Source organism: Streptomyces albidicamelliae (assembly GCF_025642175.1).
GTDB classification, from domain to species: domain Bacteria; phylum Actinomycetota; class Actinomycetes; order Streptomycetales; family Streptomycetaceae; genus Streptomyces; species Streptomyces albidocamelliae.
The window spans coordinates 348,056-368,306 of record NZ_CP106795.1; the positions used below are offsets into that span (position 1 = coordinate 348,056).

General features: G+C 70.2%; 20 protein-coding genes and 1 pseudogene. 13 read left to right on the forward strand and 8 right to left on the reverse strand.

Annotated elements, in window-relative coordinates; all coding sequences use genetic code 11:
• Nucleotides 1-149: 149 nt before the first annotated feature.
• Nucleotides 150-707, forward strand: coding sequence for a TetR/AcrR family transcriptional regulator (locus tag N8I86_RS01680; protein WP_263276865.1), 558 nt, complete (start codon nucleotides 150-152; stop codon nucleotides 705-707).
• Between the two features lie 169 nt (nucleotides 708-876).
• Entirely contained in the window at nucleotides 877-1,230 is a 354-nt protein-coding gene (locus N8I86_RS01685) for a hypothetical protein (protein WP_263276866.1), read from the forward strand.
• 167 nt (nucleotides 1,231-1,397) lie between these two features.
• On the opposite strand, the gene N8I86_RS01690 is transcribed toward N8I86_RS01685, so the two are convergent.
• Nucleotides 1,398-1,676 carry a GlsB/YeaQ/YmgE family stress response membrane protein gene (locus tag N8I86_RS01690; RefSeq protein WP_073896213.1) on the reverse strand — a complete coding sequence of 93 codons (279 nt, stop codon included), beginning with the start codon at nucleotides 1,674-1,676 and terminating at the stop codon, nucleotides 1,398-1,400.
• A gap of 213 nt (nucleotides 1,677-1,889) precedes the next feature.
• Entirely contained in the window at nucleotides 1,890-2,219 is a 330-nt protein-coding gene (locus N8I86_RS01695; protein WP_093471806.1) for a hypothetical protein, read from the reverse strand.
• A gap of 671 nt (nucleotides 2,220-2,890) precedes the next feature.
• Between N8I86_RS01695 and N8I86_RS01700 the strand changes: the two genes are divergently transcribed.
• Nucleotides 2,891-3,541, forward strand: coding sequence for a response regulator (locus N8I86_RS01700; protein WP_073896212.1), 651 nt, complete (start codon nucleotides 2,891-2,893; stop codon nucleotides 3,539-3,541).
• 13 nt (nucleotides 3,542-3,554) lie between these two features.
• A complete protein-coding gene (locus tag N8I86_RS01705; protein ID WP_073896211.1) occupies nucleotides 3,555-4,259 on the forward strand; it encodes a YoaK family protein in 705 nt (234 codons plus the stop codon).
• Between the two features lie 153 nt (nucleotides 4,260-4,412).
• Here the strand turns inward: N8I86_RS01705 and N8I86_RS01710 are convergent, their stop codons facing one another.
• Nucleotides 4,413-5,126: an SDR family NAD(P)-dependent oxidoreductase gene (locus N8I86_RS01710; protein ID WP_263276867.1), complete on the reverse strand. Its 714-nt coding sequence runs from the start codon at nucleotides 5,124-5,126 to the stop codon at nucleotides 4,413-4,415.
• A gap of 639 nt (nucleotides 5,127-5,765) precedes the next feature.
• On the opposite strand from N8I86_RS01710, the gene N8I86_RS01715 reads away from it, so the two are divergent.
• On the forward strand, nucleotides 5,766-6,350 hold the full coding sequence (locus N8I86_RS01715) for a hypothetical protein (RefSeq protein ID WP_079192558.1): 585 nt from the start codon (nucleotides 5,766-5,768) through the stop codon (nucleotides 6,348-6,350).
• A 119-nt stretch (nucleotides 6,351-6,469) separates the two neighbouring features.
• Here N8I86_RS01715 and secY read toward each other — a convergent pair whose 3' ends face one another.
• Entirely contained in the window at nucleotides 6,470-7,780 is a 1,311-nt protein-coding gene (gene secY, locus N8I86_RS01720) for a preprotein translocase subunit SecY (RefSeq protein WP_073896208.1), read from the reverse strand.
• Nucleotides 7,743-8,645 (reverse strand): hypothetical protein, encoded by a 903-nt coding sequence (locus N8I86_RS39185; protein ID WP_404830771.1) that lies wholly within the window; start codon nucleotides 8,643-8,645, stop codon nucleotides 7,743-7,745. Before N8I86_RS39185 ends, secY begins: the two co-directional genes overlap by 38 nt.
• A gap of 173 nt (nucleotides 8,646-8,818) precedes the next feature.
• Between N8I86_RS39185 and N8I86_RS01730 the strand changes: the two genes are divergently transcribed.
• The 3 genes from N8I86_RS01730 (at nucleotide 8,819) to N8I86_RS01740 (ending at nucleotide 12,690) form a co-directional block, all read left to right on the forward strand.
• A complete protein-coding gene (locus N8I86_RS01730; RefSeq protein ID WP_263276868.1) occupies nucleotides 8,819-9,439 on the forward strand; it encodes a TetR/AcrR family transcriptional regulator in 621 nt (206 codons plus the stop codon).
• A 229-nt stretch (nucleotides 9,440-9,668) separates the two neighbouring features.
• Nucleotides 9,669-11,105 carry a dihydrolipoyl dehydrogenase family protein gene (locus tag N8I86_RS01735; protein WP_263276869.1) on the forward strand — a complete coding sequence of 479 codons (1,437 nt, stop codon included), beginning with the start codon at nucleotides 9,669-9,671 and terminating at the stop codon, nucleotides 11,103-11,105.
• A 514-nt stretch (nucleotides 11,106-11,619) separates the two neighbouring features.
• Nucleotides 11,620-12,690: an alpha/beta fold hydrolase gene (locus N8I86_RS01740; protein ID WP_073896205.1), complete on the forward strand. Its 1,071-nt coding sequence runs from the start codon at nucleotides 11,620-11,622 to the stop codon at nucleotides 12,688-12,690.
• Nucleotides 12,691-13,052: 362 nt separating this feature from the next.
• Here N8I86_RS01740 and N8I86_RS01745 read toward each other — a convergent pair whose 3' ends face one another.
• Entirely contained in the window at nucleotides 13,053-13,895 is an 843-nt protein-coding gene (locus N8I86_RS01745) for an aminoglycoside phosphotransferase family protein (RefSeq protein WP_263276870.1), read from the reverse strand.
• A 31-nt stretch (nucleotides 13,896-13,926) separates the two neighbouring features.
• On the opposite strand from N8I86_RS01745, the gene N8I86_RS01750 reads away from it, so the two are divergent.
• Nucleotides 13,927-14,826, forward strand: coding sequence for an MMPL family transporter (locus N8I86_RS01750; protein WP_263276871.1), 900 nt, complete (start codon nucleotides 13,927-13,929; stop codon nucleotides 14,824-14,826).
• Between the two features lie 216 nt (nucleotides 14,827-15,042).
• On the opposite strand, the gene N8I86_RS01755 is transcribed toward N8I86_RS01750, so the two are convergent.
• Complete coding sequence (locus N8I86_RS01755; RefSeq protein WP_073896201.1) at nucleotides 15,043-15,642, reverse strand: TetR/AcrR family transcriptional regulator; 600 nt, start codon at nucleotides 15,640-15,642, stop codon at nucleotides 15,043-15,045.
• 84 nt (nucleotides 15,643-15,726) lie between these two features.
• Here N8I86_RS01755 and N8I86_RS01760 point away from each other — a divergent pair, with 84 nt between their 5' ends.
• Entirely contained in the window at nucleotides 15,727-16,464 is a 738-nt protein-coding gene (locus N8I86_RS01760; RefSeq protein ID WP_263276872.1) for an SDR family NAD(P)-dependent oxidoreductase, read from the forward strand.
• Between the two features lie 75 nt (nucleotides 16,465-16,539).
• On the opposite strand, the pseudogene N8I86_RS01765 reads toward N8I86_RS01760, so the two are convergent.
• Nucleotides 16,540-16,694 (reverse strand): annotated as a pseudogene (locus N8I86_RS01765) (IS5/IS1182 family transposase); the annotation flags it as partial.
• 340 nt (nucleotides 16,695-17,034) lie between these two features.
• Here N8I86_RS01765 and N8I86_RS01770 point away from each other — a divergent pair.
• The 3 genes from N8I86_RS01770 to N8I86_RS01780 all read left to right on the forward strand — a co-directional run bounded on the left by N8I86_RS01770 (nucleotide 17,035) and on the right by N8I86_RS01780 (nucleotide 20,182).
• A complete protein-coding gene (locus N8I86_RS01770) occupies nucleotides 17,035-18,540 on the forward strand; it encodes a GMC family oxidoreductase (RefSeq protein ID WP_079192556.1) in 1,506 nt (501 codons plus the stop codon).
• 186 nt (nucleotides 18,541-18,726) lie between these two features.
• Nucleotides 18,727-19,545 (forward strand): inositol monophosphatase family protein, encoded by an 819-nt coding sequence (locus tag N8I86_RS01775; RefSeq protein WP_263276873.1) that lies wholly within the window; start codon nucleotides 18,727-18,729, stop codon nucleotides 19,543-19,545.
• Nucleotides 19,546-19,585: 40 nt separating this feature from the next.
• Nucleotides 19,586-20,182 carry an NADPH-dependent F420 reductase gene (locus N8I86_RS01780; RefSeq protein WP_073896190.1) on the forward strand — a complete coding sequence of 199 codons (597 nt, stop codon included), beginning with the start codon at nucleotides 19,586-19,588 and terminating at the stop codon, nucleotides 20,180-20,182.
• Nucleotides 20,183-20,251 lie beyond the last annotated feature (69 nt).

Here is a 20,251-nt window from a genome sequence, read left to right on the forward strand (position 1 = left end):
CGCCCGCCACCCCGGTGAGCGACGGCACCACTCCAATGTAGCCGTTCTCCGAGAAAACGCAACATCGATGTTGCAGTTATCAGGCAAGTCTCCTCGCGAACGGGTGTTTAGCGTGGAGAAACGCCACACCTGGTAGGGTTCCGGTCACCATGAGAGCTGATGCCGCCCGCAATCTGGCCACCGTCCTCCGCACCGGCGCCCGTCTCCTAGCGGAGGATCCGAGCACGTCGATGGCGGCCATCGCCGCCGCCGCGGGGGTGGACCGCACCACCGTCCATCGCCGCTTCGCGAGCCGCGAGGCGCTGCTGCGCGCGGTCTTCCAGGCGAAGCTCGACTCGTCCGAACGAGTCCTCAACGAGGCCCGGTTGACCGAGGCACCGGTGCCCGTGGCGCTCCACCGCTACCTGGAGGGGATCATCCCCGTCAGCCGCGAGTGGCCGGTCGACACCCGGCAGATGATGCAGCGGGACCCGGAGGCACGGGCCCGCCGCGACGCGCTGAGTGAGCGGTTGAGCGCATTCCTCCGGCGGGCCGCCGACGAGGGCCATCTCCGCACCGACATCGACGCGGCCTGGACCCGGGGGGTCCTCGACCGACTCGTCGAAACCGTCGCCCACGACTTCCCGTCCATGGAGGCCCCGCAGGCGGCCGACCTCGTCGCGGACACCTTCCTGCGCGGCGTCGGCGCACGGCGAGCCGCGTCGTAGGCACACAATGATCGTCGGCACAGGCGCACGGCGAGCGGGCGAAGCCGGCGACTCGGCGCATCCTCAGCCGGCGGACGAAGAAGCGGGTCCAGCGGCATGACACTTGTCATGCGCAATTCCGGACCGCGGACACTGGGGACCAACTCCCCGGCGCGCATACGGTAGTTCCATGACGAAGAGCAGCGGAGCGGACCCGCGGAAGACCGATGTCAAGGTGAGCCTGATCGGCGGTCACCGCCTGGCCGGAGCCACCCTCCACGAGCGGACCGTGACCGCCTCCCTCATCGGCGGGGCCGACATCGACCTGACGGACGTCGGCATCCCGGACGGTGCCGAGCTGCGGATCACCAAGCTGAGCCTGATCGGCGGTGTCAGCCTCAGAGTCCCCCGCAACGTCCGGGTGGACGTCCGTGGGCTGCGGCTGGGCGGAGTGAAGGACGACGGGCCGAGCGAACCCGGGGGCCCCACGGTCCGCATCGACGCCTGGGGGCTGGTCGGCGGCGTCAGCATCCGTCGCGCCTGACGGGCCGCGCGGTCTCCCGGTCGAGGGTCAGACCGACTCTCGCTCGACGGACAGTCGCTCGACCGGGCCTTCCTGTCCGAGCGCGTGGGCCGGGTGCCCCCTGAACACCGGATCGGCTCCCGTCCCGCGTGCGGGAGGGAGCCGATCCGGTGTGCGGCTGTGGGCGGTCACGCGTGACGGTGCGAGTGCCGGTTGCCGGTGACGAGTCGGTAGAGGATGAGCAGGATGAGGGAGCCGACGATCGCGGCGACCCAGGTGGAGAGCTCGAAGAACCCGTCCACGGAGTCGACACCGAAGATGACCTTGCCGAGCCAGCCTCCGAGCAGACCGCCGGCGATACCGATGAGCATCGTGATGATGATGCCGCCCGGGTCCTTACCCGGCATCAGTGCCTTGGCGATGGCGCCGGCGAGCAGGCCGATGATGATCCACGCGAGGATGCCCATGTCCGTCTCCACTTCGTCGTATAAAGACTCTGTTAGCTCTTCGTGTGCACCGTCTGCGCCCGAACAAACGTCCCTTGTGGCGAGTTCCGAACCCGGGCGGCCGCGTGAAGGCCCGTCAGAGGGAGCGCCGCCGATCCACGGCCGGGCTCACGCTCGACAGGCCGGTACCTCGCACAGGTCGCCCTGTGCGAGGTACCGGCCTTCTTTCAACCATCAGCCCTGAGTGCCGCCCTGGGTGTTGCCGCTGCCTCCACCCTGAGTGCCGCCCTGGGTGTTGCCGCTGCCTCCACCCTGGGTCCCGCCCTGGGTGTTGCCGCTGCCTCCACCCTGGGTCCCGCCCTGGGTGTTGCCGCTGCCTCCACCCTGGGTCCCGCCCTGGGTGTTGCCGCTCCCGCCACCCTGCGTACCGCCCTGGGTGTTGCCGCTCCCGCCACCCTGCGTACCACCCTGGGTGTTCCCGTTGCCGGAGCCCTGCGTACCGCCCTGAGTGTTTCCGTTGCCGGAGCCCTGCGTACCGCCCTGGGTGTTTCCGCCCTTCGGCATGCTCTTCGAGGAGTTGCTCTTCGACGAGCTGTTGGAGCTGCTGCTCTTCGACGAGCTGTTCATCGAGTTCGTGGAGCTGTGGTGGGAAGAGCTGTGCTGGTGGTGATGGTCGCTGGCGTGCGATGCCGTGTGGTGCTTCACCATGGGCGCGGCCTCGGCGCTGGCCACACCGACCGATCCCGCGGCCAGAGCGGCGAGGCAGGAGATACCGGCGATACGGGCCAGGTGACGTCGAGCGTTCATCATGAGAATTCCTCGGATTTCGATTTCTGATTCTGGCTGGTGGCAGTTCCTGGTGAGCGACTGCCTACATTCATTTCAGCCTTCTGGGCCGCCGCTGTACGTCCCCCGGCCGGTGGACCGTCCGGGGGAACGGGGTCGTCCCCTCGTCGGGTGACGCGCGGGGGCAAGGGGACTCGCGGGCCGCGAGCAGGGCCCGGACCGGCCGGACCGGCAGGTCTCTGGGCCGGGGCGCGATCGTGGCCACGAGCCGAAGGCAGGGGTGGTGTACCGACACCAAATGCACGCCCACGGGGGCCGGTGCTTCACTGGCCCGGTGGCAGGGGCTCCCATACCCTTGAGAACAGTAATCAGAGAGCGGAACGGCGTTAAGAAACCCTGTCGACGGCCGAAATAGAGCAGCTTCGCGCAGAGGAAAGGTCGGGATTGCCGTGGCGACACCGAGCCCCGCCCGTATCAAAGTGGTCATCGCCGACGATCACCCATTGTTCAGGGAGGGAATCTCCCGCGCGCTGCAGCTCAGCGGAACCATTGAGGTCGTGGCCGAAGCGGAAAACGGTCGGGACGCACTGGAGATAATTCGCAGGGAGCTACCCGAAGTCGCCGTACTCGACCTGCGCATGCCGGAGCTCGACGGCATCGCCGTACTGCACGCCCTCGTCCGCGACCAAGTGAACACCCGCGTCCTCCTGCTCTCTGCCTTCACCGACAGCTCCTCGGTCTACCGCGCCCTCGAAGAAGGGGCCGCGGGATTCCTCACGAAGGACAGCAAGCGGTCGGAAGTCGTGGAAGCGGTGCATGCCATTTCTCGCGGGCAGACCGTCGTACCGCCGGAAATCACCGGAGGGCTGGCCGAGGAAATTCGCATGCGGCGGTCCCAGAACACCCCGGCACTCAGTGAACGTGAGCGCCAGGTACTCGACGGAATGGCACGCGGACTCAGCATCCCGCAAATCGCCCAGGAACTGTTCCTCGGCACCAGCACCGTGAAAACACACGCCCAGCGCCTCTACGAGAAGCTCAAAGTGTCCGACCGAGCCGCAGCCGTCGCCGAGGCCATGCGACGCGGCCTCCTCGAATAGCCCCGCACCCGACATGGCCACGATCCACCGTCGCCCCGACACGCTGGCCGTCGGGGTGCTCCTGGCAGCCGTCGGTGGCTTCCTGGACGCCTACACCTTCATCCGGCACACCGTGTTCGCCAACCTGCAATCGGGCAACGTCCTGCTGTTCTGCGTCGAAGCCACCGCACGGCACTGGCACCGCGCGGTCCTGCTGCTCATCCCCGTCGCGGCTTTCTGCGTCGGCGTGCTGCTCGTGGAGGCACTCGGCCTGCCCCGCGTCGAACGGTTGCTGCGCCGGCCGCTCCGGCTCGTCCTGACCGTGCAGATCACCCTGCTCGCGGCGATCGCCGCCCTGCCCGACGACGCACCCGAGCAGATCACCACGGTCACGGTGTCGTTCGTCGCCGCCCTGCAGTTCTCCACCTTCACCACTCTGCGCGACATGCCGTACACCACCCTCGCGGAGAGCGGGAACCTGCAGAAAGGGCTCGCCGCCGCACATCAGTGGCTCGCCGGCAGACGACCGGAAGCCGCACGCCGCGCCGCGCGATACACCGCGATCGTCACGGGGTTCGTCGTCGGCGCCGTCCTCGGCGCTGTTCTCACCCGTGTCCTCGGCGCTCCCGCGGTAGCCGTGGCGGCGGCACTGCTGGCGACCGTCCTGGCGTTGCTGATCCGCGAGACGCGACGACTGCAGCGCCGGCAGGCCGCCCCGCCCCTACACCCCGGTCCCTGACCGGCACCGAGCGGCCGTCCGGCCGTCACCGGGCTTCAAGTCCCTTGGTGGGACGTCGTGCAGGACCGGTCGTCCAGGACTTCGGACGACCGGTCGTACGCTCCGCCGCTCACCCCGCCGGTGTGCCGGGGTTCGCACATCCCACCGCTCGCGTCAGTGTCCGGCGCTCTGACCGCCGTCGACGTGGAGGATCTCACCGGTGACGAAGGGGGCGTTCTCCAGGTAGACGACCGCGTCGGCGATGTCGCCGACCTCCCCCATCCTGCCGACCGGGTGCAGGGCCGCGAGGGTCTCGTGGTACTCCTCGGCGTGCATCGGCGTCTTGATCACGCCCAGGGCGACGGCGTTGCTGCGGATGCCGCGCGTGGCGTATTCGATGGCCAGGGCCTTGGTCGCCGACTGCAGGCCGCCCTTGGTCAGCGAGGCCAGCACGGAAGGCACGTCGGAGCTGGCGTGGTCCACCAGGCTCGTGGTGATCTGGACGACGTGGCCGCCGCCCTGCGCGAGCATCCGCTCCACCGCGAGCTGGGTGATGCGGAAGAACCCGGTCAGGTTGATGCCGGTCACGGCTTCGTAGTCGGCCTGGGTGTACTCGTGGAAAGGCTTGGCCACGAAGATTCCGGCGTTGTTGATCAGGGTGTCGATCCGGCCGAACCGTTCCATGCCCGCGGCGATGACGCGTTCGGCGGTGGCGGGATCGGCTATGTCTCCCCGGACGGTGAGGATGTCGGGGTCCTGCGAGGGCTCGATGGTGCGCGAGGTGGCCACCACGGCGTAGCCGAGCTTGCGGTACGCCTCCACGAGACCCGCGCCGATGCCCTGCGACGCGCCGGTGATGACGGCGACCTTCTGGTCGGGAGTGGTCATGATCTGTCCTTGGGTTGAGGTCCGGTCACCTTGACCGGTCACCGCACACAACTGGCCAACCGGTCGTCTACATTCCTCGCCCGTCGACGGGGGACTCGTACGGTCAAGCCTCTGACCTGCGGTGGGAGCTTGTGTCTACGAGGTGGGAGCCAACCGGTCCTGTCGGACTCCGGTGCGGGGGATCGGCACGCGGTGCTCGCCGTGTGCGCGGAGCCGGGCGGGAGCGGCCTGCGCCGGGGTGGCCCCGATGCGCTCGGCGACTTCGCGGACCTAGGTCACCCCCGATAGGGCCTGCTTGGACCCCAGCAGGCCGCGAAACACAAGGGCCCTGCCCCTCGCGCGGTGCAGGTCCGGCAGTCGGGGGAAGCCGGGGACGTACCGTTGCGATCACGGTGTGGAAGCCGGCAGCGGCGTGCGGAAGTTCGCCCGGACCGGGACCGCGCGGAAGGTCCGGTTGTCCGTACGGCACGATGGGATGCCCCTCGGAAAGGTGGAGAGTTGGCCCCGGAGACAAGGAAGCGGCCGTACACAGCGAGGCGTTCGAGGCCGTCGTACGGCCCCGGCGCTCGTCGGTCACAGCGCGAGCGGGCGCTGTCCGACGCCCGCGCCCGGGGACGGTACGGACCTGAGCTGCGCGATGTGCTGCCCGTCTTCGTCGGTCTCTGCCTGACCGCGCTCACGGCCGCTCTGCTGCTCACGTCGTTCCACCGCACGCTCGGCGTCGCCGGACTGGTCCTGGGCGTCGTGGGCCTCGCGGCCGCCGGTACCGCCCTCCGGATTCTGCGCCGGCCGCTCGTCCGCCGGCGGGGCGGCCATTACACCCCGGCCGAGATCGCCGTGCTGAGCGACCGGGCCCTGAAACTGGCGGCGTCGCGGATGCTTCAGCGCGACGGCTGGCAGGTCACCGACGTCAGCCTGCGCGACCGGCCGCGCCTGTACGCACGGGATGACCGAGACCGCCAACTGGAGGTGGAACTCAGGCCGGTGGCCCCGACGGACGAGGAGGAGAGCGCCGAGCTCCCCACTCTGCGCTGGACGGCCGCCCACGCCGGTGACGACCGTGTCATCCGGATCGTGATCGATCCCGGCACCATCAGCCGTGCGGACGCCGTCCGGGTGTCCCAGCAGGGTGGCGTCCACCTCCTCGACGGCAGCCGGCTGCGGCGGTGGGCGAGCGGCGTCGCCCTGGATCAACTGGGTCTGTACGACGACACCGCCCGTTGACCTGTCGCGGCTCCTCCGCGTGGGCAGGGAGGGGCGGGCGCCTGGCCACCGAGAACGGCGATGTGCCGATGATCGATCCGATCGATCGCTCACTCTTCGTCGGCTCCTCGGAGACCGGGTCAGCGCAGGAAGCCCGCGTAGCTCTGCTGCTCGATCTGGCTGTTGATCTGCTTGACCGTCTCCAGGCCCACGCTCACGATGATCAGGATGCTGGTGCCGGTGAGTTGGTTCGCGCCGCCGAAACTCGCGAACGCCACGGTCGGCACCAGCGCGATGAGACCCAGGTACAGCGAGCCCGGCCAGGTCAGCCTGTTGAGTACGTAGCTCAGGTACTCGGCGGTGGGGCGGCCCGCTCTGATGCCCGGGATGAAGCCGCCGGCCTGTCTGACGTTGGCCGCCACTTCCTCGGGGTTGAAGGTGATCGCCACGTAGAAGAAGGCGAAGAACACGATCAGCAGGAAGTACGCGACCACGTAGAAGGGATGATCCCCCCGGACGAAGTTGCGCGTGATCCACTCCGCCCAGCCCGCTCGCGAATGGGAGAACTGAGCGACGAGCGCGGGGATGTACAGGATGGACGAGGCGAAGATGACCGGCACCACACCGGCCTGGTTCACCTTCAACGGGATGTACGTCGCCGTCCCGCCGTAGGACTTGCGGCCCACCATGCGCTTCGCGTACTGGACCGGAACACGTCGCTGCGCCTGCTCCACGAAGACGACGAGCGCCACCATGACGAGCCCGACGAGGATGACGGCGCCGAAGCCGATCCAGCCGTCCGCGAGTTTGCCCTGCTGTTTCACGGCCCACAGCGCGGCCGGGAGCGTGGAGGCGATGGAGATGAAGATGAGCAGCGACATGCCGTTGCCGACGCCCCGCTCGGTGATCATCTCCGCGAACCACATCACACAGGCCGTGCCCGCGGCGATGGTCAGGACCATCACCACGGTCGTGAGGATGGAGGTGTCCGGCACGATGCCGGCCGCCGAGGGACAACCGGGGAACAGGGCACCGCTGCGCGCGGTGGCGACCAGGCCCGTCCCCTGCAGTACGGCGAGGGCGACGGTCAGGTAGCGCGTGTACTGGGTGATCTTCCCCTGCCCCGCCGCGCCCTCCTTCTTCAGCGCCTCCAGCCTCGGGATCACCGCGGTCAGCAACTGCAGGATGATGCTCGCGGTGATGTAGGGCAGGATTCCCAGGGCGAAGACCGTGATCTGCAGCAGGGCCCCACCGCTGAACACGTTGACCAGGCCCAGCAGACCGCCGTTGCCGGCCGCCGCGGCGTCCACACACCGCTGGACGTCCTTGTAGGAGATCCCCGGGATCGGGATGTGCGACCCGACTCGGTACAGGACGATGACACCCAGCGTGAAGAGCAGCTTCTTCCGCAGATCAGTGGTTCCGAACACCTTGGTCAACGCGCTGAGCAAGATCCCTCCTTCGGCCCGCACCGGATCGCGAAGACATGGGGCTCTCGGTCGCCGAGCCCACGGACGCGAGGTGCCGCAAGGGCGGAAGTGGTCGCGGAACGGCCGCGACACACCTCATCCTCTGGCGGACCCGCCCGCTCAGCAACCGGAGCCCGACGGACGCCGACGGGATCGTCGACGTGCCGTGGGACTTCCGCCTGGGCCGCGGGGACTCGGCGACTCCTCGCTTGAGGAGCTCCAGAAGGCGATCCTCGTCCTCCAGCAGCCAGGGCGCCCTGGACGCCAGACCGACGGCTTCCGCCTCCTCGTTGGTGAAGCCCGTCACCCGGTACCCCTTGAAGGGCGACTCGCCGTTGATCCTGGTCGCCAGCAGCAAGGAGGGCGCAGTCTCGCTCTCGGCCCCGCTCCGCGGTCGGGCCGGGATCCCGAACACGGGCGTGAGAGCGTGCCAGGCCGTGCGACACGAGCCGGAAACCGAGCCACGCGAGGGTCGCCTCCGCGGCGATGTCGAGCCGGGCGTATCCAGAGCGTGAACGACCAACATGTACCGGTGAGGGGCCTCCCCGGGCGGCGGTGCGGCACCGAGGAAGCGTGCCGGCCGGCCTCGTCGGCCGACGTCCGGGCGCCGGACGGCAGCTTCTTCCCGTCGGCGTCGCCCCCGGCCGACACTTAGCCCGTCGGGTTCGATGTCGCAGCTGCTCGGCTCGAACGAAGGCACCGCCGGCAGCTGGTCATACGGGTCGTGAAGCTGGCTCCAGCCTATGGACGAGTCCGGCAGGGCGCATGCGGGGTCGAGGTCGCCCGACCGCCGCCCGGCAGTCGTCAGCGGCTTGGCTGGCGGCGTGGGGCGATGGCCATACCTCACCGGTCAGACAGGTGATGCCCGTACGGCAACACCTCAACGCACGCACGCGCGGGGGGGTGCCGACTGGACGTGAGGCAGGCCCCCGGACCGGGCCGGCTGCAGCTCCTTCGCCGCCTTCAGCGACCCCGACGGCACGATCCACCCGGATAGTCGTTCGGTCGTATACTCGTGGTATGGGACGGACCAGCGATGCCAAGAACAAGATCCTCACCGCCGCTCGGACACTGTTCGAGCAGCGCGGCTACTCGGCCCTGGGCGTCGCCGAGATCTGCAAGGCTGCTGGGGTGCCGAAGGGCAGTTTCTACTACTTCTTCGAGTCCAAGGAGGCCCTCGCGCTCGCCGTGATCGACGAGCACTGGACGGCCGAGCGACGCGACTGGGAGCAGGTCCTGAACACCGACGCCGAGCCCTTGCAGCGGCTCCAGCGCCTGTTCGAGGCCACCGAAGCCCGCCAGCAGGCGGCGCAGGCCAGCTGCGGCGCGGTCCTGGGATGCATGTTCGGCAACCTCTCCCTGGAGATGAGCAACCAGGCCGACGCCCTGCGCGGCCGGCTGCAGGAGATCTTCGAGGCCCAGGTGGCGATGGTCGAGGCGGTCGTCTCCGCGGCACGGGAACGCGGCGAGGTGGCCGTGGCCGACACCCACGAGGCCGCCCGCTCGATGGTGGCCCAACTCGAGGGCCAGGTGCTCTTCGCCAAGCTCTACAACAACCCCGCCCGCCTGAACACGCTCTGGCCGAGCTGCCGGGCGTTGCTGGGCGTCCAGGACGACCCCAAGGCCCCGGTCCACGCCTGACGAGGACACCGGTCACTGTCGGGTCCTGAGGGGCGGCACCCCACGGCGTCACGCCCGCATGCACGCGCTCTTCTCAGGGCATAGTGTGGCATTCGGTCGCCATGTGCCGCCTCTCCTGCACCGTCGTGCGCGGGCGACAGCGCCGGCGGACTCCCCGGGTGCTGCCCGGTGCGGACACGTCCGTGCGGTCCGGTGAGCCGAGAGAGGCGACTGGATCACAGGAGCGGTGATGAACGACGCCTCCCGCACGTACGACGTGATTGTCATCGGGGCAGGACCGGCGGGCGAGAACGTGGCGGAGCGCACGCGTGCCGCCGGCCTCAGCACCGTGATCCTGGAGCATGAACTGCTGGGCGGCGAGTGCTCGTTCTGGGCCTGCGAGCCCAGCAAGGCACTGCTGCGACCGGTGATCGCACGGGCCGACGCACGCCGTGTGCCCGGTCTGCGTCAGGCCGTGCAGGGGGCGCTCGACGCACCCGCGGTCCTCGGGCACCGTGACGCGATGGCGGAACACTGGAAGGACGACGACCAGGTCGACTGGCTCAACTCCGTGTCGGTGGACCTGATCCGCGGTCACGGACGGTTCACGGGCCCGAGACAGGTGGAGGTGCGCACCCCCGGGGGCGAAACTGTCCCGTTGACCGCCCGGCAGGTTGTCGTGGTGGCGACGGGCACGGGCGCGGCGCTTCCGGACCTTCCCGGCCTGGCCGCGGTACGGCCCTGGACCAGCCGCGAGGCGACCAGCGCCGACCACGTACCGGGCCGGCTCGTTGTCGTCGGGGGCGGTGTGGTGGCCGTGGAGATGGCCACCGCATGGCAGGCGCTCGGCTCCGACGTGACCCTGCTGGTGCGCAGCCGGGAGGGCCTGCTCCCCCGGATGGAGCCCTTCGCCGGCGAACTGGTCGCGGAGGGGCTGCGTGAACTCGGCGTCGACGTGCGCGTCGGATGCTCGGTGATGTCGGTGGCGCGTGACGTGTCCGGCGAGGTGCGCACGACGGTGTCCGACGGCGACGAGATCGCGTCGGACGAGATCCTGTTCGCCATCGGCCGCTCACCGAAGACGGAGGATCTGGGGCTGGAGAGCATCGGGCTGACACCCGGCCAGTGGCTGCCCGTGGACGACACCTGCCGGGTCACCATCGTGCCCGAGGGCTGGCTCTACGCCGTCGGCGACATCAACCACCGGGCACTGATGACCCATCAGGGCAAGTACCAGGCGAGGATCGCGGGTGCCGCGATCGGGGCACGCGCGCGTGCGCAACCCGTCGACGACGCCAAGTGGGGCGACCACGTGGCGACCGCGGACACCGAAGCCGTCCCGCAGGTCGTCTTCACCCATCCCGAAGTCGCGTCGGTGGGCCTGACCACGCGCGAGGCGGAACGCAGGGGGCGGCGGGTCGAGATCGTGGACTACGACATCGGATTCGTCGCGGGTGCGCGCCAGTACGCCGAGGGATATCACGGCCGGGCCCGCATGCTGCTCGACGGGGAACGGGACACCGTGGTCGGCGTGACGTTCGTCGGCCCCGGTGTGGGTGAGCTGCTTCACTCGGCCACGGTGGCCGTCGTCAGCGAGGTGCCCGTGCGCAGACTGTGGCATGCCGTGCCGGCCTTCCCGACGATCAGCGAGGTCTGGCTGAGGCTGCTGGAGACGCGCCGGGGCTGAGACTCCGGCCGCCTAGGCCGGGTCCGGATCCGGTCCTGTCGGGCGCGGTCGCGGCGGCACCTTGGCGGGGCAGGCGCGCACCGTTCCGGGCAGGCGGACGCGGCGCAGACCAGCCGGGCTCTCCTTGCACACCGATCGATTCATGGCGCTTCTCCTCGGTACACCGGCGTGCGGCGCGGCCGGCTCGGATCGTGGTGGGTGACCGGGAAACCGCGGCAGCCGGCGCCTCATTCCGCGAGAGGCGCGGCCGGCCGTGTGAGGCCTCTCACCGCGGTCGACCGGCCCGGCACCCGCCCGTCAGCCCCTGGGAGGGAGGTGGTTCGCGCTCAGCCCGAGTCGTCGTCGCCCCGGGCCCAACGAGCCGAGGGGAAACGGGTGCGTCACCTGTTTGACTGGTGACGCACGCTGTGGAACAGTCATCGCACACGCGCACCGCGAGGGCCGGACGACGTGCGACGGGAGCGCCTGCGACTGGCACCCACGCCTTGTCATCCGTACGACGGAGGGGTTTCTCATGATCAACAGGCGCACGTTCACCAAGGCCGCCGGCATCGGCACGGGTGCGGCCGCCGCCTCGCTGGCCGGACTCGGAGCACATGCGAACGCCGTGTCCGCGCACCGGGCGACGGATGGCACGCCGACCCCCACGGTGCCCGCGGTGGCCCCGGGCACCCGCACGTCCTTCGACACGCTGAAGCGCGTCAGGGCGGGAGTGCTGGACATCGGCTACGCCGAGGCGGGCCCCGCGCACGGACCCGTCGTCCTGTGTCTGCACGGCTGGCCCTACGACATCCACAGTTTCGTGGACGTGGCCCCCCTGCTGGCGGCGCAGGGCTACCGGGTCGTCGTTCCGTACCTCCGGGGGCACGGGACCACGCGCTTCCTGTCCTCCCGGACCGTCCGCAACGCCCAGCAGTCGGCGGTCGCTCTGGACATCATCGCCCTGATGGACGCCCTGAAGATCGACAAGGCCCTTCTCGCCGGCTTCGACTGGGGCTCGCGCACGGCCGACATCATCGCGGCGCTGTGGCCCGAGCGGGTCAACGGACTGGTCTCCGTGAGCGGGTACCTCATCACCGATGTCGAGGCGCAGAAGAAGCCGCTGCCCCCGAAGGCCGAGTACGCGTGGTGGTACCAGTACTACTTCAGCACCGAGCGAGGCCGCCTGGCCATGGAGGACAGGACCGACCGGCACGGTCTGTGCCGTCTCGTCTGGGACACCGTCTCCCCGACCTGGCACTTCGACGACGCCACCTTCGAGCGGACGGCGGCCGCGTTCGACAACCCCGACTACGCGGCCATCGTGATCCACAACTACCGCTGGCGCCTGGGACTCGCGGACGGTGAACGCCGTTACGACCGCTACGAGAAGGTGCTCGCGACACGTCCCGTCATCGGGGTGCCGACCATCACGATCGACGCCGAACGCGACCCGTTCACCGCGCCCGGCAACGGGGCGTCGTACCGCGACCGGTTCACGGGCGCGTACGACCACCGCACCCTGAGCGGCATCGGCCACAACGTGCCGCAGGAGGCGCCGACCGCCTTCGCCCAGGCGGTCGTCGACGTGGACCGCGCTTTCTGACGCTCGATCAGCGGCGGGGCTTCGAGATCCGCCCCCGCGCTCGCCGGCCGTCCGTGCACAGGACTTCGGCGACGACCCGCGTCCGACACATCCCGCGGCACCCGCGGCGAGCATGCCCGCCGTCTCCCCAGCTCCGACTCGCCCTCGGCGCGCCACACCCCGAAGCTTCTCCGCTCCCCCACCGGACGCGACAGCCGCGACAGGCGCCGGCGCCTGCCTGGCGTTCGCGTTCGCCGCACGGTCCGGGTCCACCCGCGCTTTGTGGGCTGGTACGAGGCAGCGACAGAAGCCAGCACATGAGCGGGACTGGACGGTTGATCTCCCAAGGACGACACTCGGACGCGCCTACCCCCGCCGCCTGGTCAGCGCGGTCCGCGGCGGTCGAGCGAGGCACGGACCAGGGCGAGTCCCTCCTCTCTCCAGTGGTCCCGGTCGGGCATCCGGTCCGTGCGGCGCCAGCGCCAGGCCGAGAACATGGCCCAGTCCACGGCCCGGCACCAGTGCAGGAGATCCGGGTCTGCCCCCGCGTAATGCTCCGCCACACGGTCGGGAGCGTGGGCGAGGTCGAACTCGACCGGCCCGCGGCAGCACGTGGCGAGGTCCACGAAGAGCGGCCCCCGCTCCGTGGCGAGGAGGTTGCCCTCGTGTGGCTCGCCGTGCAGCAACTGGTCGCCGGACCGGTCCGCGCCGATCGCGGCGCTCACCTCGCCCAGGGTGCGGGCGAGGAGTTCCCGGTCGGCGTCGGACAGGTCGGGCGACTGCTCCGGGTCGGTCACCTCCCGCAGCGCGCGGGCGGCCCGGTCCGTGAAGTGGGGCGCGTCGAGTTCGATGCGGCGCAGAGCGGCGTGCTGCCGCATGAGCACGTCCGCGTACGCGGCCGACGTGACCTGTGCCGCCACCGGTGCGTAATAGGTCCACAGCGAGACGGCGAGACCGTCCCGCACGTACAGGCGGGGCTCGACCCGGGGGTCCAGCCCGGCCACCGGGGCGTCGACGGCCGCGAGCCGGCGGGCCACCTCGACCTCGAACGTGGAGTCGGCCAGTTGCCCCGGCGGCGCGACCCGGGCCAGCACGTCGCAGGGGAGCAGACGCAGCGCGACGCGGTCCGAGTCGTGGACGACGACCACGTCGTCCACACGCAGGCCCAGCTCCGTGGCAGTCGCCCGTGCCGCCTCGAACGCGCGACGCAGTTCCGCAGGCTCCATGTCGTGCCCCCATCATCGAATCGGGGCCGGCGTGCTGAGGCCCACCGAGATTCTGCTGCCGGCGGATCGCACCATCACCGCCCCCGGTCAGACCACGGTGATCCACCCTGGTACCTGGAGCCATGACGGACTGCGGATCGCTGCCGCGTGGGGCCGCGACGACGCCTCCAGCGACGCCGGGAAGGAGACCCTGAACCAGTTGCGGTCCGCCGCAGCCGGCGTCCCCGGTGCACGCGTAGGGGGTACGCCCGCGCAGGACGGCGACTTCATCGACGCCCTCTACGGCAGCAACCTGTGGATCATCATCACCGTGATCGTGGTCCTGACCCTTCTGCTGCTCAGCCGGGCACTGCGCTCCGTCTGGCTGCCCATCAAGGCCCTGCTGCTGAACGCCGTTTCGCTGGCCGCGGCATTCGGTGTCCTCACGCTGGTCTGGCAGGAGGGTCACGGATCCTCGCTGTTCGCCAGCCCGGCCACCGGCGCCATCACCCTGTGGGTGCCGCTCGCGGTCTTCGCGCTGCTGTTCGGCCTGTCGATGGACTACGAGGTCTTCATCCTGACCCGCATCAACGAAGAGTACGCCGCAGGCCACAGCACCGACGAAGCGGTGGTCCGCGGAATCGGCCACACCGGACGCCTGGTCACCTCCGGCGCCCTCATCCTCTTCCTCGCGTTCGTGGCCCTCGGCGGCGTCCCCCAGACCGACGTCAAAATCCTCTCCACCGGCCTGGCCGCCGGCATCATCCTCGACGCCACCGTCATCCGCGGCGTCCTCGCACCCGCCCTCGTCTCCCTCTTCGGCGGCCTCAACTGGTGGCTCCCCACACCTGTGCGGCGACTTCTGCGCATCACCCCCATCCGACCCCACACCAACTCCGGTGAAGGCGCCCCCACTGTGCCCGTCCGTGAAGGCAGCCCGCAGGGCCGATGACCGCACCGGGTTGTCTCCGCCGCAAGCGGAGGCAGCAGCGGCTGGCTTCTGTTCCACCGCCGCGTCAGCAGTCCACGCCCGTCCGCCTGCAGGCACCCGCCACGGCGACACACCCGCGTGATGACCACAGTTGACCGGATGCGAGAGCTCTGCCAGAGCCTCGCGAACCGACTCGCTTCCCGGATGAACGCGTCCGCAGACGTGCCTGCGGTATCCCTACCCCTCGCACTTGGGCAGGACCGCTAGCGCGGTGTCTGCGATGTTCCGCAGCGTCTCGGGGTCCAGGCCGGCCTTGCCTACGGCCTCGATGCCGCGGACCACCGTCAGCAGAAGTGCCGCCAACCGCTCCGGATCCGCAGCACTGTCGATGTCGCCGTGACGCTGGGCGGCGCTGATCTCCGCCCGCAGCAGGGCCAGCAGCGCCGTCATGGTCTCGGCCGACCGCCCGGCGACCGTCGGATCGTGCTGGGCCAGTTCCGCCGCGCCCTTGGCCAACAGGCACCCGCGGCGCTCGGTGTCGGAGGCGGCGTTGTCCGCCATCAGATGCACGTACCCCGACAGCCGGGCCAGGGCCTCGGCGTCCGGGCCGCCCGCCAGCTGCCCCTCGGCCACCTCGACGACTGCGGTGCACCAGTCGTCGAAGACACGGTGGAACAGCTTGCCCTTGTCGCCGAACGCGCCGTACAGGCTGCCCTTGCCCAGGCCGGTCGCCTGGGCGATGTCGTCCATCCGGGTTCCCGCATAGCCGGTCGCCCAGAACTGTTCCCGGGCCCGCTCCAGGACCTGTCGTTCGTCGAATTCGCGTGGTCTCGGCATGATCTCAGCCTATCCGTTCTTGACTCGATCGTCCATTACTGCCTACGTTATGGACGATCGATTCCATAACTGAAGGGGTTCGACATGCCAGGTGTGCTGCAGGAGAAGGTGGCCGTGATCACTGGAGGAACCAGCGGGATCGGGCTGGCCATCGCCCACCGCTTCGTTCGGGAGGGCGCACGCGTTTTCGTGACCGGCCGGGACCTCGACCGCCTCGAAGCGGCAGTCAAGGAGATGGGCCCCGCGGCCACCGGCGTACGGTCCGACGTCTCGGTCCTGGCCGATCTGGATGCCCTCTACACGCGAGTCCGCGAGGAGGCCGGACGCATCGACGTGCTGGTGGCCAACGCGGGAATCGTCGCGGACGCCTCGCTCGGAGCCCACACCGAGGCGAACGTCGACCTGACGCTCGCCGTCAACGTTAAGGGTCCACTGTTCACCGTTCAGAAGGCGCTTCCGCTGCTGGCGGAGAACGCCTCCGTCCTGGTCATCGGCTCCAGCAACAGCGTGCGGCCCAATGAGCAACTCGAGGTGTACAGCGCCTCGAAGGCGGCGGTGAGCAACCTCGTGCACAACTGGGCCCGGCAGTCGCGGGAGCGCCGATTCCGAGTCAACGTGCTCAGCCCGGGACCCACCCGGACCCCTGGCCTGCTGGGCGCCGCGGGGCCGCACGTCGACCAGTTCGCCGAGGCTGTCGTGCCACTGGGGCGGCTGGCCGAAGCCGAGGAGATCGCCGAGGCGGCCCTCTTCCTGGCTTCGGACGCCTCGTCGTTCGTCACCGGCGCCGAACTCTTCGCCGACGGCGGCTACACCCGGGCCTGAACGACGGCCGGCGGTGCGCGTCCGTCGCCTCGAAGCGATCGCGCGCGCTCCCGGCCGCGCGTGTGCGTCGTACGAGGCCCAGTGCACGAAGCAACGAGCCAGGCCGCCCCGTGAGCGTCCCAGGCCCTCGTCGGGGCGGTGCCGCGAGGGCATGTGCCTTTTCCCCGAAGCGACGGGGGTTTCCTGCATGCTCCCGCGGCGTGGTGGTGGGCCCGGCAGGGGGTGGAGTCCGACACCGATCGCCTGGTGCCTCGGTTGCCTGGAACCGGACGCGGCGTGTGCTCGATGTTGTCGTCTGGCGCTGAGGTTCAGGGCGAATGGCGCGGTGGTTCAAGTGCTTGGCACGTCAGCTTCCTAAGCTTCGATGACAGAGGGGGAAAGCGGGCTGTACCTGCGTCTGCGAGTGGAGCCCGGCCGCGGCCGGGCCGGGCACCGGCCCGCGTGAAAACGCCCTCCCTCCCCCTTCGGTCCCTCTCGCATGTGAACGTCATCAGCTCTTCGATCCTCGAGGAGCTGCCTTTTCTGAAGCCCGGTGGTCGGACGGCGCTGCCGTGGGAAAGCGGAGACATGATGGGCAGACAACTCTATGACTACGTCGTGGTGGGGGCGGGTACCGCGGGCTGCGTGATTGCCTCGCGGCTCTCGGAACGCTCCGGCGTGCGGGTCCTGTTGGTGGAGGCGGGAGCCCGGGACGCGACCGAGGCGATGGCGTCTCCTTGGGGATTCCTGGAGTTCGCCCCGTCATCCCTGTGGCTGAGCGCCTCGACCGTGCAGGCCGGTACCGGCCGGACCGCCGACGTGCTGCGGGGCAAGGCGCTCGGCGGATCGTCCAGCATCAACGGCCTCTACCACCTGCGCGGGCACCGCTCCGGTTACGACGAATGGCCCGGGCTCGGTGCTCCGGGATGGGGCTTCGACGATCTGCTGCCCTACTTCCGCCGCAGCGAAAGCGCACGCGGTCGTGACATCTCCGTACGGGGCACGGACGGGCCGGTCCGGGTCGCCCCGGTCCCCGAACCTCACTTGCTGGCCGCGGCGGGCATCGAGGCCGCGGCGCAGGCGGGACTTCCACGCGCCGCTGACATCGGCAGCGGGCTGGAGACCGGCTTCGGGTGGAGTGACATGAACCTGCCCGGCGGCGCCCGCCAGAGCGCGGCCGACGCCTACATCCGTCCGTTCTTCGACCGGCCGAACCTGGACGTCGTCACGGACGCGACCGTGCTACGGCTGCGCACCCGCGCGGGCCGCTGCACCGGCGTCGAATACACCAAGGGCGGCGAGCACCTGGCAGTGGAGGGCGCCGAGGTGGTCCTGACCGCGGGGGCCATAGGTTCCGCACACCTCCTGATGCTGTCCGGGATCGGCCCGGCACGACACCTGCACGAACACGGGGTCGATGTCGTCGCCGATGTGCCGGGAGTGGGCTCCCATCTGCAGGACCATCCGCTGGCGGCCGTGGTGTACGAGGCCGGCCGGCCCGTGCCGTTCGTCCCCGCCAACCCGCCGGCCGAGATGATGGGCCTCCTCTACAGCGATGCCTCCTCGGCGCGCCCGGACCTCCAGGTCTACGTCGTCGCCGCACCGCTCCCTTCGGCAGGGGGCCAGGCGCCGGCCAACGGCTACTCCATCGCCTTCTCGGCGATGGCGCCGCACAGCAGCGGCACCGTGCGCCTGGCGGACGGCAACCCCGCCGGCGCTCCCGTGGTCGACCCCGGCTACCTGAGCGATGACCGCGACCTGGAGGTCATGCGCAGGGGTCTGGCCCTGGCACGCCGCATCGGGGAGGCCGACGCGTTCGCCGCCTGGCGCAAACAGGAGTCGGTACCGGGTCCCGGCACGGGCGACGATGACGTGGACGAGTTCCTCCGCAAGGCCACCGGACCGTACTTCCACTTCACCGGCACCTGCCGCATGGGAACCGACACCGATGCCGTCGTCGACCCGGCCACCCTCCGCGTCCACGGAATGGGGGGCCTGCGGGTCGCCGATGCCTCGGTGATGCCGTCCATCCCGTCGGCCAACACCAACGCGACCGTCTACGCCATCGCCGAGCGGGCCGCCGAACTGCTCGACTGAGCCCCCTGCAGCGCGCCCACGGCGCCGCCTCCGCAACGCGCGCTCACCCCCGGTCCTGGCCTGTGTGGCCCGGACCTCGGCTCAGCAGCCCGTCGAGCGCGAGAAGCAGACCCGCCTCCATCTGCCCTGCGTATCGCGTCGCCCCCCCGATCTGCCCCTCCCCCCTCCTCAGACAGGAGTACCACCATGTCCGCACCCCTTCCGAGCATGGACGTCGCCACCTCCGACGCCGAATTGCTGGACCACACTGTGGTCGCCGTGCGCACGGCCGGTTCGGCGCTGCGCGAACGCTTCGGCGAGGTCGTCCGCTACAGGACCCGCGAGGAGCTGATGAGCGCGCTCGCCGCCAACGACGACACGGCCCTCGACGTCCTGCGCCCCCGCCTCACACGGCTGCGCCCGGACGCCGGCTGGGTGGAGGACGAGCTCGACGGCGGAGCACTGCCGCCCGGTGAGTGGTGGGTCGTGGACCCGGCCGAAGGCAACGTCAACCACCTCCACGCCCTGCCCGAGTGGGCGGTCACCGTCACCCTCGTACGCGAAAATCGGCCCGTACTGACCGTTGTCCACCTGCCGTTGACGGGCGAGACCTACACGGCGCTCGCGGGAGCCGGCGCCCACCTCGACGGACGCCCGCTGCGCGTCTCCGAGACGGCGGAGCTCGGCCTGAGCATCGTCGCCACCAGCCAGGCCAGGCCGGACGAGGACGAGAAGGTCGTACGCCGCGTCGGGTCCTCCGTCACCGCGATGCTCTTCGACGCGCTCGTCGTGCGCACCTCCGTGCCCGCGACCCTGCACCTGGTGAACGTGGCCGCCGGCCGGCTCGACGTCTTCTGGCAGTTCGCCGGAGCCCGCGCGGACCTGCTTCCCGGGGCGCTGCTCGTCACCGAGGCAGGCGGCCGCATCTCCGATGCCGAGGGCCGCCCCTGGACCCCGCAGAGCGAAGGCTTCCTGGCCGCCGCGCCCGGCGTTCACGCCGAGGCCGTCGCCACCCTCTCCCGCTGACCCGCACCACACAGTCCACGCACGGAAAGACCGGATCACCATGACCACGATCGCAGTACTCGGAAACGGCCGCGTCGGCGGCAACCTGGCCGCAGCCCTCATCCGGGCAGGGCACGAGGTGACGGTGGCCGACCGAGAGCCGGGCGCCGCCGCGGACGCCGCCCGCACAGCCCGGATCGTCATCAATGCCACGCCGGGCGCCGGCTCCCTGGAACGCCTCGCCGCCCTGCGCGACGAACTGCACGGCAGGATCCTCGTGGACGTCTCCAACGCCACCACCGACGGACCGGACGGCCTGCCCGCCGACCTGATCCACCCCGGCTCAAGCCTCGCCGAGAAACTCCAGGAAGCCCTCCCCGAGACGCACGTCGTCAAGACCCTCAACACCATGCTCTTCCCGGTGATGACCGCGCCGGCCACGCTCACCCAGCCGCCCACCGTGTTCCTGTCCGGCGAGTTCCCGCCGGCCAAGGAGGCCGTCCGCGAACTGCTCACCGACCTCGGCTGGAGGAAGGAGTGGATCACCGACCTCGGCGGGATCCGGACCGCCCGCGCCGCTGAGGCCGCGATCCTGTTCGTACCGCACGTCATCCGCGCCAGCGGATTCACCCCCTTCGCGATCTCGATCGCCCGCTGACCGCCTGGCCGTGCCGACTGCACGGAACTGCAGCCGGCGCGGAATCATCAGCTCCGCCCCTCGACCGCC

Excerpts from the sequence above, each read along its gene's own strand:
- N8I86_RS01685 (WP_263276866.1), top strand. The coding sequence starts at position 877 with ATGACGAAGAGCAGCGGAGCGGACCCGCGGAAGACCGATGTCAAGGTG.
- N8I86_RS01760 (WP_263276872.1), top strand. The coding sequence starts at position 15,727 with ATGCCAGGTGTGCTGCAGGAGAAGGTGGCCGTGATCACTGGAGGAACC.
- N8I86_RS01745 (WP_263276870.1), bottom strand. The coding sequence starts at position 13,895 with ATGGAGCCTGCGGAACTGCGTCGCGCGTTCGAGGCGGCACGGGCGACT.
- N8I86_RS01755 (WP_073896201.1), bottom strand. The coding sequence starts at position 15,642 with ATGCCGAGACCACGCGAATTCGACGAACGACAGGTCCTGGAGCGGGCC.
- N8I86_RS01730 (WP_263276868.1), top strand. The coding sequence starts at position 8,819 with ATGGGACGGACCAGCGATGCCAAGAACAAGATCCTCACCGCCGCTCGG.
- N8I86_RS01740 (WP_073896205.1), top strand. The coding sequence starts at position 11,620 with ATGATCAACAGGCGCACGTTCACCAAGGCCGCCGGCATCGGCACGGGT.
- N8I86_RS01680 (WP_263276865.1), top strand. The coding sequence starts at position 150 with ATGAGAGCTGATGCCGCCCGCAATCTGGCCACCGTCCTCCGCACCGGC.
- N8I86_RS01780 (WP_073896190.1), top strand. The coding sequence starts at position 19,586 with ATGACCACGATCGCAGTACTCGGAAACGGCCGCGTCGGCGGCAACCTG.
- N8I86_RS01735 (WP_263276869.1), top strand. The coding sequence starts at position 9,669 with ATGAACGACGCCTCCCGCACGTACGACGTGATTGTCATCGGGGCAGGA.
- N8I86_RS01695 (WP_093471806.1), bottom strand. The coding sequence starts at position 2,219 with ATGCCGAAGGGCGGAAACACCCAGGGCGGTACGCAGGGCTCCGGCAAC.
- N8I86_RS01690 (WP_073896213.1), bottom strand. The coding sequence starts at position 1,676 with ATGGGCATCCTCGCGTGGATCATCATCGGCCTGCTCGCCGGCGCCATC.
- N8I86_RS01710 (WP_263276867.1), bottom strand. The coding sequence starts at position 5,126 with ATGACCACTCCCGACCAGAAGGTCGCCGTCATCACCGGCGCGTCGCAG.
- N8I86_RS01775 (WP_263276873.1), top strand. The coding sequence starts at position 18,727 with ATGTCCGCACCCCTTCCGAGCATGGACGTCGCCACCTCCGACGCCGAA.
- N8I86_RS01705 (WP_073896211.1), top strand. The coding sequence starts at position 3,555 with ATGGCCACGATCCACCGTCGCCCCGACACGCTGGCCGTCGGGGTGCTC.
- N8I86_RS01770 (WP_079192556.1), top strand. The coding sequence starts at position 17,035 with ATGGGCAGACAACTCTATGACTACGTCGTGGTGGGGGCGGGTACCGCG.